General features: G+C 37.4%; 15 protein-coding genes. 1 reads left to right on the top strand and 14 read right to left on the bottom strand.

The features are described 5' to 3' along the window. The 3 genes from ACO1O5_RS04150 to ACO1O5_RS04140 all read right to left on the bottom strand — a co-directional run. A partial coding sequence (locus ACO1O5_RS04150; RefSeq protein ID WP_486268576.1) for a hypothetical protein occupies positions 1–738 on the bottom strand: 738 nt, incomplete at its 3' end. Between the two features lie 12 nt (positions 739–750). Beyond that, positions 751–1,515, bottom strand: a complete 765-nt coding sequence (locus ACO1O5_RS04145) for a hypothetical protein (protein WP_486268575.1) — start codon at positions 1,513–1,515, stop codon at positions 751–753. A gap of 10 nt (positions 1,516–1,525) precedes the next feature. Next, a complete protein-coding gene (locus ACO1O5_RS04140; protein ID WP_486268577.1) occupies positions 1,526–1,723 on the bottom strand; it encodes an abscisic acid-deficient protein Aba4 family protein in 198 nt (65 codons plus the stop codon). A gap of 148 nt (positions 1,724–1,871) precedes the next feature. Here ACO1O5_RS04140 and ACO1O5_RS04135 point away from each other — a divergent pair, with 148 nt between their 5' ends. Beyond that, the gene (locus ACO1O5_RS04135; protein ID WP_486268574.1) at positions 1,872–3,788 is read left to right on the top strand and encodes a sensor histidine kinase; all 1,917 of its coding nucleotides are present in this window, start codon (positions 1,872–1,874) and stop codon (positions 3,786–3,788) included. Between the two features lie 24 nt (positions 3,789–3,812). Here ACO1O5_RS04135 and ACO1O5_RS04130 read toward each other — a convergent pair whose 3' ends face one another. The 11 genes from ACO1O5_RS04130 to ACO1O5_RS04080 all read right to left on the bottom strand — a co-directional run bounded on the left by ACO1O5_RS04130 (position 3,813) and on the right by ACO1O5_RS04080 (position 15,999). Further along, the gene (locus ACO1O5_RS04130) at positions 3,813–5,480 is read right to left on the bottom strand and encodes a GMC oxidoreductase (protein ID WP_486268573.1); all 1,668 of its coding nucleotides are present in this window, start codon (positions 5,478–5,480) and stop codon (positions 3,813–3,815) included. A 29-nt stretch (positions 5,481–5,509) separates the two neighbouring features. Then, the gene (locus tag ACO1O5_RS04125; protein WP_486268572.1) at positions 5,510–6,073 is read right to left on the bottom strand and encodes a gluconate 2-dehydrogenase subunit 3 family protein; all 564 of its coding nucleotides are present in this window, start codon (positions 6,071–6,073) and stop codon (positions 5,510–5,512) included. 21 nt (positions 6,074–6,094) lie between these two features. Further along, positions 6,095–6,526 carry a universal stress protein gene (locus ACO1O5_RS04120; protein WP_486268571.1) on the bottom strand — a complete coding sequence of 144 codons (432 nt, stop codon included), beginning with the start codon at positions 6,524–6,526 and terminating at the stop codon, positions 6,095–6,097. Between the two features lie 194 nt (positions 6,527–6,720). Beyond that, the gene (locus ACO1O5_RS04115) at positions 6,721–8,469 is read right to left on the bottom strand and encodes a glycoside hydrolase family 13 protein (RefSeq protein WP_486268570.1); all 1,749 of its coding nucleotides are present in this window, start codon (positions 8,467–8,469) and stop codon (positions 6,721–6,723) included. Positions 8,470–8,749: 280 nt separating this feature from the next. Beyond that, a complete protein-coding gene (locus ACO1O5_RS04110; RefSeq protein WP_486268569.1) occupies positions 8,750–9,307 on the bottom strand; it encodes a fasciclin domain-containing protein in 558 nt (185 codons plus the stop codon). A gap of 126 nt (positions 9,308–9,433) precedes the next feature. Next, positions 9,434–11,062 (bottom strand): M1 family metallopeptidase, encoded by a 1,629-nt coding sequence (locus tag ACO1O5_RS04105; protein ID WP_486268568.1) that lies wholly within the window; start codon positions 11,060–11,062, stop codon positions 9,434–9,436. A gap of 136 nt (positions 11,063–11,198) precedes the next feature. Continuing rightward, complete coding sequence (locus tag ACO1O5_RS04100) at positions 11,199–11,969, bottom strand: hypothetical protein (protein WP_486268567.1); 771 nt, start codon at positions 11,967–11,969, stop codon at positions 11,199–11,201. A 49-nt stretch (positions 11,970–12,018) separates the two neighbouring features. Further along, complete coding sequence (locus tag ACO1O5_RS04095; protein WP_486268566.1) at positions 12,019–12,519, bottom strand: DUF2165 family protein; 501 nt, start codon at positions 12,517–12,519, stop codon at positions 12,019–12,021. Positions 12,520–13,037: 518 nt separating this feature from the next. Continuing rightward, entirely contained in the window at positions 13,038–14,345 is a 1,308-nt protein-coding gene (locus ACO1O5_RS04090; protein ID WP_486268565.1) for a cryptochrome/photolyase family protein, read from the bottom strand. Positions 14,346–14,434: 89 nt separating this feature from the next. Next, positions 14,435–15,274: an aminotransferase class IV gene (locus ACO1O5_RS04085; RefSeq protein WP_486268564.1), complete on the bottom strand. Its 840-nt coding sequence runs from the start codon at positions 15,272–15,274 to the stop codon at positions 14,435–14,437. A 47-nt stretch (positions 15,275–15,321) separates the two neighbouring features. Continuing rightward, on the bottom strand, positions 15,322–15,999 hold the full coding sequence (locus ACO1O5_RS04080) for a response regulator (protein WP_486268563.1): 678 nt from the start codon (positions 15,997–15,999) through the stop codon (positions 15,322–15,324). Positions 16,000–16,243 lie beyond the last annotated feature (244 nt).

Genomic DNA, 16,243 nt, shown 5'->3' with positions numbered 1-16,243 from the left:
CAGTTTAAGTGTTACCGTGCGATTGTCAATGGCACCACTTGCTTTAATAGTGAAGCTCTTTTCAAAAGATGAATCTTTTTTGAAATCATTACCCAGCAATGAAATATAAACCCTGGCTGTTTTACTTGTGGTGTCAATGTCATTCTTAAAAATGATTTCTGTTGGTTTGTCAAAAACAAATTCAACTTTCCGGCTTTTAGAGATAAAGCTTACATCTCCGGCTGTAAATGTTTTATTTATTCTAAGACCGGGCACATAAGTTCGTGGCGCTCCAACACCATGTTGATTTATAATAGCGCTGGTATAATCTGCTAACGGCAAGGCCACCACGAAAAATGCAACATCTTTCTCTATACCCTTTGAAGAAACTACCACATTTACATTTGCGGTCCCCGCCTTGCCATCTTCAATAGTCTCGATGAAGTATACACTATCAATTTTTGTTGTAACAATTTGTTTATTGCCATCACGCAAGTACTTAGGCTGTTGCCGTTCCTGTGCTGTCGATTTTATTGCAGACCAGTTATTGCTAACCAAAGAAAGATTAGTTTCAAACGGGATTAATTGCCCGCCGGCACGAATACCAGCCATATTTCCCCAGGGCTCAACCTCCGCCTGGGCAATCCCCGCACAGTGAAATGCAGTTAGCATCATGCAAATAAGAAAAGCTTGAACCGGGTACCTGGTAAAGGAAAGGATCGGCCCTGAAAGTTTACCCTCATTTTGTATGCTGCTCATCACGATAATTTATTACGGGATGAAAGGTAAGCCATAGACCGCTTCAGTAAGTAATATTGTTACAAAAAGAAAATAGATGATTGCAAACATTATCACCTGGGTTTTTCTCCTGGCAAAATAATAGCCAACAAATGGAAGAATCTGAAAAGAATGCATCCCAAAGAAATGTGATACACGGAGATCTCCATACTCTTGGCTCCAATTTACAAAAGGCAATCCGGGCGAGCCATCCTTTGCGCCGATAGTGTGACCCATATTTCCAACTATTACCCAACCTTCCAACGCAAATAATATGAAAAGTATCAATCCAAGCCTTATTGACAGCAGGTATGGTTTGGAAATATTAAATTCCTTTTGCAAAAAAAATAACAAACAGATGTAGGCTGTCCACATTACGAAAATAGTAATTGAAGCACCCATGATACTAAATAAAATTCCATTGAAAGGAGTGCTCACATTAAAATGGGATTGCTGTCCTCTTGCAGATTGAAATGAAATAATGATCATTTCAACAGTCAACGTTATCACAACTACCCAGCTATATATCTTCACTTTCTTTTGTTTATTGAGGTACCATGCCAGCCAGCTTATTGTCCATGCAACAATTCCGATTGATACATAAAATTTCATCGGCTTTATCCAGGCATTAATGCCAAGGATAGTCGTCTTATCAAAGAAGCTCACAATAAAACAAATAAAGAAACCGGTAAACATTAACCAACCGAAGTAATACAGTATGACGTTTCTTTTTTTAAGTTCATCAAAAAAACTTTTCATTGTAGTCAATTTAAAAAATTAGCAGGAAAATATTTTTGGTAGCGACAATGCGTATGATAATATAAAGCAACAATCCCGCGGGCCCTAACATAAATGTAAAAAATAAACACGGAGTTATCAACCAGTGATTGATATAATGCAAATGCGCATTGCGTGAAATGAATACACCAGTTACCAAATCGACGGCGCTAAGGCAACGATGTTGCATAGTATAAAAATATTCCCGGAATTCGTAATAATCATTCCCACCAACGAAATTGAAATATTTCTTTAAATAACAAGGCAAGAGACAATGGTGAGCCCTGAAATGGCAAAAGGTTTACTCAATATTTTGTTAATCGTAGTCACGTTATGGTATGATAGTAGTCATAGATGTAGTTCGTGAATGTGATTATTTTAGTAAGAACAGGATGAGGTTCGCACCGACACACGATCCCAAAAAGACCTATATGTATATCCCCTCGATACGAAAACAGTATAAAGAAACTTTGCAGACACTTCAGGCCTATGAAGCCGCGGTAAACGAAGCAGCAATTGTATCGATTACTGATTTAGAGGGTAAGATTCTTTATGTCAATACTAAGTTCACTGAGATATCAAAATACGCCGCCGGGGAACTTATCGGAAAAACTCACAAGATCATCAATAGCGGTTATCACACTGATGATTTTTTTAAAAACATGTGGCAAACAATTAGTAAAGGCCATCACTGGAGGGGCGAAATAAAGAACAAAGCAAAAGATGGCAGTTACTATTGGGTAGATACCGTTATCACTCCTGTGCTTGATCACAAAGGGAGAATTTTCCAATACCTTTCTGTTCGTAACCTGATAACACTCCAAAAAGAACATGAAGAAAAGCTAATTCGCATTCAAACCGAAATTATAAAAAGAGAACAGCAATTGAAAGATGCCCAGGAAGTCGCCAAAACGGGTAGTTGGCATCTCACTATTCCAGAAAACATCCTCGAGTGGTCCGATGAAACTTACCATATTTTTGAAATCCCAATTGGAACGCCTATGACCTTCGAGTCTTTCCTTGAGAGGGTAACTGTTGAAGACCGTGGAATGGTGAACAAAAGCTGGCAAAAGGCACTAAAAAGCGGCAAGTATGAGATTGAACATAGAATTACAACACAAAAAGGTGAAAAATGGGTGAGTGAACGTGCCCGCTTTGAGTTTGATAAACCAGGCATCGTTAAGACCGCACTAGGTACAGTGCAGGATATAACGGAAAAAAAGAAAATAGAAGATTCTCTCAGGAAATCTGAAAGCCTTTATAGAAGCCTTTTTAACGACAGCCCTTTTGCTATTGGCATATTAGATAAGAAAAGTTTGCAATTTTTAGAAGTAAATAAAACCGCTACTCAACTGTATGGTTATTCAAGAGAGGAGTTTCTGAAATTTACCGCTTTTGACATAAGGGAGTCCGGAGATCATGAAAAATTGAGAAATCAACTGTTAGGTGGAAATTATAGCAATGATAAAACAATCAGATCGCACAAAAAAAAGAATGGAGATATTTTGATGGTAGAACCTTCTATAACTGAAATAATCTATAATGGCAAACAAGCCTACCTGATTGCGATAGCCGATGTCACCGATAAATTAAAAATACAGGCGGAACTTAATTTGGCAAAGGCGATGAGGCAAAAAGAAATAATGGAAGCGCAGGATCAAAGCCGTTCAGAGATAGGAAGGGAACTACATGACAATATCAATCAGTTGTTAGCCGCCTCAACCCTTTATTTTAAAAGTTTACATATCACTTCGGAGAAAGATAAGTTGCTAAAAGAAAAGGGCATTGAAATCATCGCTACCGCGAATGAAGAAATCAGGAGATTGTCTGCTTCATTAGTTTCTCCTACTTTGTATAACAGGAGTTTAAAGGAATCCATTGAGTACTTTTCAAAAAGCTTTGAGCTAATAAACGTTAACATTGAGATCGACATAAATATTTTAGAAGATAAATTGCCGGAGGGTCTTAAGATCAATATTTATCGTATAATACAGGAACAGTTCAACAATATTATAAAATACGCTGAAGCAACAAAGGTGAATTTTACGCTTAACCAATCAGCCAATTTGGTAACCTTGAGAATAACCGATAATGGCAAAGGTTTTGATTTGAATGAAAAAAGCAAGGGAATTGGCCTTACCAATATTTTTTACCGCGCCGAAGCGTATAATGGAAAGATAAATATTGAAACAAGCGCAGGAAATGGATGTAAACTTACTATTGAATTCGTATTGCCAGGCGAGACATCGCCCTGATAGCCATTCCCAGCTAGTTACAATCTATTTTATCTCACCTTTCTTTAGCTGTTTCACTGCATGATCGCAAGCCCTTGCAGTTAAGGCCATGTAGGTAAGCGATGGATTTTGACAGGCAGTTGAAACCATACAAGCCCCATCAGTAATAAATACATTCGGCGCATCATGACATTGATTGAACTTATTTAAAACGGAGGTCTTTGGATCGTTGCCCATGCGTGCCGTTCCCATTTCATGAATGGTCATTCCGGGTACCGAAGGATCGGTAACTTCTGAAACCCAGGTTGGGCCAGCGCTTGTAAGCATTTCTTTAGCCGAATTTATCATGTCATCTCTCATGGCCTTTTCATTTTCGCCGTATTCCATTTCGATGCTTAAAAGTGGAAGTCCCCATTTATCTTTTTTTGTTTCATCGAGGTAAACGCGATTCTTATAATCCGGCAAGCATTCGCCAAAGGCAAACATACTTGCCTGCCAGTCGCCGGGTTCAGATAAGGAGTCTTTCCAATCAGCACCCGCCCCGGCAGCATGATAACCTCTTGTCCAGTCTCCTCTTGAAACATATACTTCATAAGCAAAACCTCTCGCATATTTCCTGTCACGTTCTTTTAAGTTTTGAAATCTTGGCACATAAACAGAAGTTGATCTTTGGCCAAAATAATATTGATCTCTCAAAATGTCATAACCGGCTGCAGCTCCCGGTCCGGAATAATGATCCATAAGGTAATGCCCCAGAACACCGCTGTCATTGGCAAATCCATTTGGAAATCTTTCTGAAGTTGATTGCATTAAAATTTTTGTAGTTGCTAATGCAGATGCGTTTAAAAAAATAACGGGAGCAAAATATTCAAAGGTCTCCATTGTTTCAGCATCAATAATTCGGACACCGGTAGCTTTATTTTTTTGTTTATCCCATATAATACTTTGCACTACTGAAAACGGACGCAAGGTAAGATTGCCTGTTGCATAAGCCGCCGGCAAAGTAGAAGAGTTACTGCTGAAATAGGCGCCATAAGGGCATCCTCGGTGACAAAGATTTCTTGACATGCATTTACCTCTACCATTATGCGGCTGCGTTAGTACCGCCATCCGGCTCTGAATTAAATTTCTTTCTTTATATTTTTCTTCAATACTTTTCTTCAAATGCTTCTCAAGGCAATTCATTTCGAAAGGAGGAATGAATTGTCCATCGGGTAACTGAGGTAAGCCTTCATTCTTTCCACTTACACCAATAAAACGTTCTACATAATCATACCATGGCGCAATATCTTTATAACGGATAGGCCAATCAATGCCCACACCTTCTCGCATGTTTGCTTCAAAATCCAAATCACTCCAGCGAAAAGTATGCCTGCTCCAAAGCAACGATTTACCGCCGACCTGGTTGCCCTGCGTCCACCAAAATGGCTTTGCCTGCTCGTAAGGATGCTCCGTATCTTTTACAAAAAAGTGTTTATCATCCTGCCCGAAATGATACACTTTGCTTTGAACCGGATAGGTTTCCAAATCTTCCTGTGTGAGCATATTTCGATTTGGAATTTCCCACGGATCGAGATTAGCAGTAGGATAATCCTGCACGTGTTTTACATCACGGCCTCTTTCCAACAGCAGTGTCTTCAATCCCTTTTCGCAAAGTTCTTTTGCGGCCCATCCGCCTGAAATGCCCGAGCCTACTACAATTGCATCGTACATGTTTTATTTTTTATTTACGGGAATATCTTTTACCAGTAAAGCAGAAATGTTTTGGCCAATGCCTTCCCGCCTTTTTTATAAGGAATGCAAGCTTCGTAATCTCCGGGAACTTTTACATAGTTCAATGCCTTCGTCATTCCTTCCTGCGATGTAAAGTAACCTATCAAAGCCAGTTTTTTTATTATTCTGAACCATGCTTTATCGACTTCATCTTTGTAAGCAGCCGCATCAATTATTTTTATCGTATTGAGTTTGTCTTCTATGGAAAGAGATGTAAATTTTCTGCCTTGCTGATCATTTAATTGTTGCAATCCTTTTTTTATTAATTGCTGATCGTTAGCGCTCATGCAATTTTCTACGACAAGGTCGATAAAGTAAGGCAATTGTATTTCCAATGCACCGGGCGTACCTGTTTTGGGAAACGTTGTATCTAACAGCAACTCCGTTAGTCGAAATTCATCATCAGAAAAAAAACCTGCACGTAACTTCTTTTGTTTGGTATTACAGGAAGAAATGAACTCACTAAGAACAGAAGGAAAACTGCTGTAAAGTGCAATAACACCTGCTTCTTTGAGCAAAAGACGGCGGTTCATATCAAGATTATTTAACCGAAATTATTTGGCTGGTATAATAACTAATGGCTTCAAAGAATGCCTCATTACTCTTTCTGCAACGCTGCCCATAAGCAGGTGTTTTAATCCCGTTCTGCCGTGGGTGCCCAACACAATTAAATCGGCTCCCCAATCATCAGCAATTTTTATAATCGTCTCAGAAGGTTTTCCGTCTTCCACAAAAGCAGTGACTTTAAAATCTTTAAACACTTTGTCAATAAGCATTTGCTGACTCCTTCTCAGTTCACCTTTCGACATATCCTCCAGTTCGTCTTGTGTAACTTCATCACCGCGCCTTACGAGCGAGATATCAATAACGCTTAACACTGCTATGTCTGCATCTAACTGTTTTCCTAATTGAAAGCCATTTAATGCAACCTTTTCTGAAATAGGCCCGTCGTCGACTGCTATAAGTATTTTTTTAACCGTGTTCATGTCAATATTTTTACGTGTTTGAATTTTATGATGCTAAGGTTCGTTTGCCCGTAGCATCCATTGCTCTTCAAATATAATTCAATCCAATATCTATCTTATCAAAAGCAATTTTAAAGAAATAAATTAAAAAATTAAAACTATAGTGGCCATTTACCACAGCATTTCAACAACTTCAAGTCGTAATTTTTATTATATCAAAGCTCATATACTGCCGCTTCGTAGGGCTGCAATGTATTATTTCCCTTTGACGGATTTGAATAATTATCCAGAAGCAATTTAGCCTTGCTCATATCTAACCCGGATTTAAAGTCAGCAATTTTACTTGTAAAATTTAAAAGTACCAGGAACTTCCTACCATCCATCTCTCTAGTGTAAGCGTACACGTTAGGGTTATCTTTATCGAGTAAAGTATACTTTCCATAAACGAGTGCAAGGTTTTCTTTGCGTAGCTTAACTACTTTCCTGAAATAGTTGAGACTACTGTTTGGATCATTTTCTTCCGCAGCTTCATTTATAGTTGTATAATTTTTATTTACTTCAATCCATGGCTTGCCGGTTGTGAATCCTGCATTGGCGGTATTATCCCATTGAAAGGGTGTGCGGCTATTGTCGCGGTCAGTAAACGCCATTTCTTTCAAGAACTTATTAAGATCGGCGCCGGTGCTTTTAAGATGCAGGTATCGATTAATGGTAGGCATATCCCTGAAGTCTTCTATTTTGGTAAAGCCCGCGTTCGTCATTCCCAATTCATCCCCCTGGTAATAGTAAGGCGTTCCCCGCATGGTCATTATAAACGTCGTCAGCATTTCGGAAGATAAATTTCTATAGGCAGGACTGTCGTTGCCAAACCTGCTCACAAGCCTTGCCTGGTCGTGGTTGGCCAGAAAGATGGATAGCCAGCCATTATTGGCAAAGGCGCTGTCCCACCTGGTGAATACTTCTTTAAAATGCAGCAGGCTATAGCCTCCGGGTTTGGCAATATCAACGCCTTCAAAAGCGTAAGCCATATTTAATTCATGACGGCTGGAATCTACCAAATCATGCGCATCTTTGAACGAATTACCTGCTCCTTCTGCAACGCTCATTACATTATACTTACTTAAAACTTCTCTGTTCATCTCCTGCAGGTATTGATGCAGGTTACCCTGCATAGCATAATACAACGAAAAGTTTTTTTCAAAGCCTTTGGGGAATACTGGAAATGTAGTGTCTTTGGCTGCAAACTGGAACGCATCCAGACGGAAACCATCGATACCTTTATCGGCCCAGAACTTCATAATGTCAAATACTTCCTGCCTAACCTTGGGATTCTCCCAATTGAGATCCGGTTGCTTCCGTGAAAAATAATGCAGGTAATATGCATTGGTTGTTGAATCGTACATCCACGCATCGTTATTGATGTCAAATAAACTATACCTGTAAGGCGGTTTTCCCTTTTCGGCATTCCACCAATGATAGTAATTACGGTAAGGATTGGTTCTTGAACTGCGGCTTTGCTTAAACCATTCATGTTCGTCGCTACTATGATTAACTACCAGGTCCATCACCAGTTTAATACCTCGGCTATGCATTTCCGTTAGCAGCGAATCAAAATCTGCCATAGTACCAAAATCTTTCATAATGTTCCGGTAATCGCTTACGTCATAGCCATTATCATCATTGGGTGAAGAATAAATTGGATTGAGCCAGACAGTATTTATACCCAGGCTCTTAATGTAATCAAGTTTTGAAATAATGCCTTTCAGGTCGCCGACTCCATCTCCATCACTATCCTTAAAACTTCTTGGATAAATCTGATAAACAATGGCTTCTTTCCACCATTTTCTTCCAGCAATGCTGTCTGCATTATTAGCTACCCGGGTTGTTGTATTTGATTTACATGATGCAACCGTGAAACAGATAGCCGCAATCAAAAAAAGCAGGAGGGAATTTTTTCTTATCATATCAAAGCAATTTTTCGAAACTTAAATTTATGTTGTTTCCAAAACGTAAACGCTTATTAAAGTGAAAATGAAGCGTAACTGTAATTGATCGCAAGTATATGAATAAAAATCGATTTAAGTCAGCGTGCGACAGCTTTTGGCAACTGAGAGGTGAGCTTGTAGGCGGACACAGAAGCGGCGTTTTTAATTAATAGTTTTTAGTCAGTTCAATTGGCAAATAAATCAAGAGCCCCTGTTTTTCGAACAGGGGCTCCTGATTTTGAAGTTGTAAAATAATTGATTACTTAGGAAGCAATACGGTATCTATCACATGTATCACCCCATTGCTTTGATTAACATCTGCAATGGTAACCGTTGCTACGTTGCCACTCTCATCTGTAATCATTAGTTTCTTGCCTTTCATGGTAACATACAAATTTTCGCCCTGCACTGTCTTTAATGTTGCCTTGCCATGACCTTCTTTTACCATCGTCATTAATTCTTTTGACCCTAATTTACCAGGCACAACGTGGTATGTTAGTACTGCAGTAAGCCTGGCTTTGTTTTCTGGCTTTAATAGTGTTTCAACGGTTCCTTTAGGCAGCTTATCGAATGCTTCGTTTGTTGGTGCAAATACAGTAAAGGGGCCGGGGCTTTCCAATGTTTCGACAAGGCCTGCGGCTTTCACTGCGGCAACCAAAGTAGTGTGATCTTTAGAGTTTACAGCATTTTCAACTATGTTTTTGGAAGGATACATTGCAGCACCACCAACCATTGTAGTTTTCTCCATTTGCGCAAAAGTTGCGGAAGTGAAAAGAGTAGCAAGGATAAATAATCCCAGTAATTTAATTGTTTTCATTTTTTAATATTTAATTATTGTTTCTATCACCTACGCTTTATGGAGCAGGTTGGATTTACTGCGTTATAAAAATTTTATACAACAGTAATGGTTACATGCAGACAATACAGAAATTGTTAAATGAATTTATTTATCCTGCCTGATACTTCCTTCGAACAATAAATTAATGGCGGGATCTAATTGAATTGATTGGGGAATAAAATTAACAGGCAATATTATCTTTTCATCCCGGTGATTAAACTCAAACACTTTGAAGATAGTTTTTTTACTATTGGTTATCGCAATCTCTAAAGGAAACTGAAATATAAAATTCTGTGTTTGCCTGATATTAATCTCCAATGATTTTGCATCCGCATTATATTTCCAATTTCCCTGCAGTTCAGGCTGACCTGGCGTATAGAGCCATTGCTTAAAAAAGATTTGAAGATCTTGCTTACTTACTTTTTCCATAATATGCATGAAATCATCCGTGGATGCGTTACTTCCTTTGTAATCGGCATAATAGGTTTGTATCCCTTTATGGAAAATGGCATCTCCCAATTTTCTTCTCAACATGTGTAATATCCAACTTCCTTTTTCATATGAATTAGCATTTAATAATTGCATAAGATTATTGCCGGAAGTTGTATCAACAACGGGCGTTTTCCTTTTTTTAGAAAAAGCAAGTACTTTCTCACGGTCCTTTTTCATTCCTTTTTGTAAAGTATCGATACCATATTGATGTTCCATATATAAATGGGTCATATAAGTAGCAAAGCCTTCGCTCAGCCAAAGGTGCGGCCAATCAATTTCCGACGCTTCATCGCCAAACCATTGATGGGCCGTTTCATGGGCGAACAATTCTTCAACTGATCTGTTATGTTTGTACTGCGAAACATTCATTGCGACAGAATTCTCGTAATAGAAAATATTTCCAGCATTTTCCATTCCGCCAAAAATCGTTTTTGATTGTACGTTAGCTAATTTTTTAAAAGGATAAGGACCAATATAACTTTCATAAAACGGAAGAATTTTTTTTGACACGGCATATTGAGAAAAACCGCTATCCCTGTTTTCAGGAAAGACCCAACTCGTTACAGGCACACAATTAATTGTTGAATCAAGCTGAACGGCAAAATCTGCAACACCTATTACCATAACTTTTGTGGGTAACACCATGTCTTCTTTCCAATGCGTCAACTTTAAATGATTGGGCAAATTTGTTTCCTCATTAAGAACACCGTTAGCAATCACCTGGTAATGATCCGGAGCAGTAACATTAAATTCTACAGATGCCTTATCAGCAAGATGATCATTGCAGGGAATCCAGTCGTGAGCACGGTTGGGCCAGTTATCTGCAAAAAAAGTGCGATGCCCGAATTTAGTCGTATCAATAATAAGTCCATCGGACGGAACACCTTCATATGTAATTGAAATATTTCTTTCCTGGTTTATTTTCAGCGGAGCATTGAAATAAATATTAAGGTGATTTTTATCCTGGTCAAATTTTAACTCTCTATCGTTTTCTACAACATATAATACCTTCATTCCTTCTCCTGTAGCCTTATCAAGGCTTACCAAATCAAAATAAACTTTATCAGCATTTTGCTTTGCAATGAAATCAATAACTGCATTTCCATGAATGACATTATTAGTGTCATTGAGTGCAATTACAAAATTATAATGCTGCACATCTATCGCTTTATTCTGTGCTGATAAGGTGTGGCAGTTTATTGAAAGAAAAAAAATAATGAAAAGACAATGATATTTTTTCATGCATTGTATAGTTAACAGAGGCAATAAATATAAGCGTAAATATTTTTAATTGTGCCGATATTGATGCCAAAAAAACGCGATTACAAATCCTGTTATGGCATAAATGATCAGTTTAATAATTCTTTCTTTGGTTTTCCTATTCATCTTCTAAATTATATACCTTTTTTAATTGCTCAATTAAAGCGGTAGCATGCTCTTTCAAATTCTTCGCACGAGCAAGGTATAACGGCAAAAATCTTGACCGGATCATTTCCAGGTATTCGTTAAACAATGTTTTATCGTAGCTAAGTAAAGGCGGATTGGTTGTAAAGAAAGAATCAATTGCCTCACGATTTAAGTGATCTTTACTAGCCTGGTAAATGTCATTGGCGGCTTCATTGTATTTGAATTCGAAAATTTTTGCCCGGGCCTTTCTAACTTCTGTGTATATAGCAATGTCCATCTCCGCCAGCTTCTCCCAACTTCGGCAAAGTTGTTCATATTGTGCAACGTTACCATTCAGTAAATCATTAGTAAAATAACGCAGTGAACCCGAGCTTTCCATTTGATGGATAGTAGCGTCGTGTGCCACAAACACATGATGAGCACCTCCCCACAGTCCATACCAATAGAGCTTACCCGAAGGAATTTGTTTAGGATCATTGTCGGATAGCAACTGCATCAGTGTGTCGGTGAAACCGGCTGCATAACTGGTATATCGTATATAATCTTCTAAATCGGTAGTGTCGCTTTTCAAATCGCTGATCATTTCGATAGCGTATTCTTTCGCATGCTTATGCTCGGTTATATACTCCCGCAAGCTTTCGGCAAAAAACCCAAGCGATACTGCCAGAAATATCATGATGAATTCCAAAAAATATTCTTTTAAATTTTTCTTTTCTACATGCGGGTGATGATGTACTTCCATAAGTAACAAGCAAGGATTTATATGTGGTTATTGACTCTTCATTTATTTTTTATTCGTCCTTGAGATGCAATAAAATTAGCACCAATGACAAAAAACTCACAATTCGCTCAGCGCTTGCCAATCCATTCCAGGTTGGGCTTTGCCACATGGCAAACCATTCTCCACCCACTACTTCAAAACCTAAGAACCATATAATGATTCCTATAAGAATTCCGGCGACTGACCAATTTTTGGAAGCATTAAATTTTGCGCTGTCACTCCTTACATTTTTAAAAAGCAGCCAGCCTCCTTTTAAGCAACAAACCGCCATCAACAATTCCATTGCAATAATAACAATATAACCTGCATGAAAAAAAACTGGATTACTAATACTCCGGTAATGTATATGGCTCGCTTGAAAAACTGAATCCATCTTCATAACATGCTCTACAAAAATATAGTTGGTATAATAATCGGTAGTATTACCAATTACAATTATAGCAGCCATTATACCGATAGCTGCCACCAAAATTGCTTTTGCAAGGCGAAAAAGAAATGACGTTGTATACATATTCCTACAGGTTGTTTATTGGATCGCAAATCCCAAAAAATATTCTATGAAACTTTTCTTTTCTATGCATGGGTGGTGATGTAAGCTCATATTTTTCGTCTTTGGATTATCGTTAGTAGTATGAAGTTCTTCATTTTTATTTGTGCTTTCTCTTTTTACTTCCTGCGGCCTTTGTTCTATTTCTTACTGTTCATTCAGTTTCCAAACTCTATTGCTTTAATGAGAAAAATAATTAGCCTGACTGCTCTTATTTTATATTCATTTTCATGGGTTATGAAATACAAAAGATTTCTCTTTTTATAAAGATATCATATTATACAATGGCCTGCACGCAGGCTTCATTATACTGAACAAACATTTTTGCATCTATTGGGGTTATCAAGGTTGCCGGGTCATCAAATGAGGCAATTGAATGAGCATAAAATTTATATTCAGACTACCATCACTAGTGAAAGAATATTTTTTGAAAAAATCGCCAACTATTCTTCAGTACATAACCCTTTGTTGCGTTTTGACATTTACTTGCTACTAAGAGCCTCCTTATAAACTTTCAAACATCGATCCCTTGCAGCAGTATGTTCGACAATTGGTTTTGGATAATCAAACTCCTGGAATTCAGGAACCCATCTTTTTATATATTTTAAATCCTTATCAAACTTTTCTGTTTGCAGTTGCGGATTAAAAATCCTGAAATAGGGCGCAGCATCGCAGCCACTGCCAGCAACCCATTGCCAGCCGCCATTGTTGGCAGCAAAGTCGAAGTCCAATAATTTTTCTGCAAAATAAGCCTCCCCCCATCTCCAGTCAATTAATAAATGTTTACATAAAAAACTTGCGGTAATCATTCGCAAACGATTATGCATATAGCCGGTTTCATTAAGTTGCCGCATGCCGGCATCAACAAAAGGATACCCGGTTTGACCTTTGCACCACTTTTCAAATTCATCTTCATTGTTACGCCATTTTATGTTATCATATTCCGGCTTAAATGCTTTGTGACGCCCGACATGAGGAAAGTGCCATAAGATAGACATATAAAATTCGCGCCATATTAATTCATTTAAAAAAGTGGTATTAATATCTCTTGCTTTAGCAATTAACTTTCTTATACTGATTGTTCCAAAACGAAGATGAATGCCCAAACGTGATGTTCCTTCAATGCCCGGAAAGTCTCTTGTTTCATCATAATGTTTTAATAAGTTTTCTCCCGGATTTTTAGAAGGAAAATTTTTGCCGGTTGCTTCAAACCCCATTGAAACTAACGAAGGAATTCTTCGCCGCTTTTGTTTGAAAAAATTTTTATAATATTTTTCTACAGGATATGATTTGATGTAAAAATCTGTAACCATTGCTTTCCATTTCCTGCTGTAAGGCGTATAAACTGTATAAGGTTTTCCATCATCCTTAAGCACTTCGTCTTTCTCAAAAATAACCTGGTCTTTATAAGTTTTTAAATTAATATTTTTTTTAGCCAATAAGTTTTTTATTCGTTCATCTCTTTCTATCGCATATAATTCATAATCGTGATTGGTGAAAACCGTTTGAACATCATAATCACTAATTAATTTTTTAAATACTTCTTCAGGAGTTCCATAATAAACTTCGAGAGACGATTGTATTCTTTCTAATTTTTCCTGCATTTCGATCAATGCATCATGAATAAATTCAACTCGTTTATCTTTCTTTTCTTCAAGTTGATCAAGAATAATTTTGTCAAATATAAAAACCGCAACTACAGGAGAATCGCCTTTCAAAGCGTGATACAAGCCTGCATTATCATGCAGCCGCAGATCACGGCGAAACCAAAAGATGTTTATCTTCTGCATAACTTTTATAGGAATAAAAAATTGAAATTGAAATGATTTTACCTGGGTTTACTATAACTGCTTTCGGAAATAAGACAACAAAATGCAGGTTAAATAGTTTGAAAGACATGGTTGTAAATTGCTTTGCTTACTGTATTGCCGTAATTCTTTTCCCTGAAATTTTTTACCCAGCGTAAGTTATAAATTGAATTAGTCAGGAAAAATTCATCAGCGTTGAGAATATCATTTACAGACAAGACTCTTTCACTTATTTTATACTTTTTAAAATCAAATTTCTCCAACAACCACCTGCGCATGACTCCTGCGACACAACCTTCCGAGAGCGGTGGCGTAAATATCTTACCTTTTTCAACGATAAAAATATTGGCAATGGCACTGTCGCACACTCTCTCATAAGAGTTAAGAACAATACAATCATTCAGCTTATTTTTTTTAGCGTATAAACCTGCCATTACATATGGCAAATAGTTGTTTGATTTTAAGTTCGAAAAACTATCACAACTTTTCTTTGCGCCCGGAAACACATCGACAACTAAACCGTTTTCATTTAAGTTCATTTCATTAGGTAAATTCCAACCTTCAATAATATAATTTGGAAGCAAATTTTCAGGATCAAATATTCCTCCATCGCCACGAAAAACCGTTAGCCTTATTCTCGCTAAAGCCGAATGATTATTTTTTTTTATAAGGCCGGTGATTTTTTCTGCCAGGAAAGCCGCATTAAAATTTTTGGGTAGTTCAAATTGCAAAAGGTCAAGGCCGTTAAACAATCTTTCAAAATGAAACTCTTTATTAATAATCCTACCGTTGATTAATTTCATCGTTTCAAAAAGGCCATCTCCATATCTTAGTGAGCGATTGCCTGAACTTATAACGGGAGTATCGGCAGGATAAAACTTATCATTATAAATAAAAAAAAACTCAGTCATAAAATCAAATATGAATGAGCAAAAATAGCAGTATGTGATCAGTAAAATTAATTGTCGTCTTCCAGCAGTTTATTTTTAACGGCAAACATAATTAGCCCTGCTGTGCTTTTGGCTCCTGTCTTGGTTTTGAGCTTGTCTCTTATTGCTTCTATAGTTCGTGGACTTAAATCTACCGCTTCAGCAATTTCACGGGTGCTTTTTTCTTCACACATTAGTCGCAGTACGGTTATTTCTTTATCGCTGAGGGTTGCATCTTCCTGCTGCAGCTTAATGGAAGATGGTGTCTTTTGGCGCAGGTTATTCAGCAACGCTTTGTTGGTGAGTGAATTGAAATAAAACTCCTGCTCGTAGCACGTTTTAATTGCTTCATAAATTATTTCAGAATCAGATGTTTTAGTAAGATAACTGTTAGCGCCAAGTTCCATCAACTTTGTTATCATACTTTGGTCATCCATCATCGTAAGCATAATGACTCTTATATGGGGATATAATTTTTTAATCTCCGGCAATGTGGTTATCCCATCCATTATCGGCATCTGGATATCGAGTAAAATAACATCCGGCTGTATGCCTTTCAAAATATTTAAAAGATGAGAACCATTATCTGCTTCAGCAATTACCTTAATATTTTTTTTGGATGAAAGGGCATTTTTAACGCCCCCCCTGTAGAGTACATGGTCATCAGCAATTATCAGCCTTATCACTTCTTCGTTTTCGGTCTTCATCGGAAATTAGTAATTTTTTAAAATTAGAGTCACAATTTACAAATGTCTGCGTTTTAAATGGTAAATTATACAGAATAATTACGAATTTATATCAATAGTAATTATACTCACAAAAGAACCTTAAAAACGGGCAATTGCTTAAAGCCAAACCTAAAACTTCTTAATAAACGTTATTTCAGATCATAAATTGTTTAGCAAACGCTTCCGCAACTGAAGGAATCTTCCGGTGGCATTCCAAACATAT

This window comes from Ginsengibacter sp. (assembly GCF_057362405.1).
This window is presented reverse-complemented; position numbering and strand designations above follow the sequence as displayed.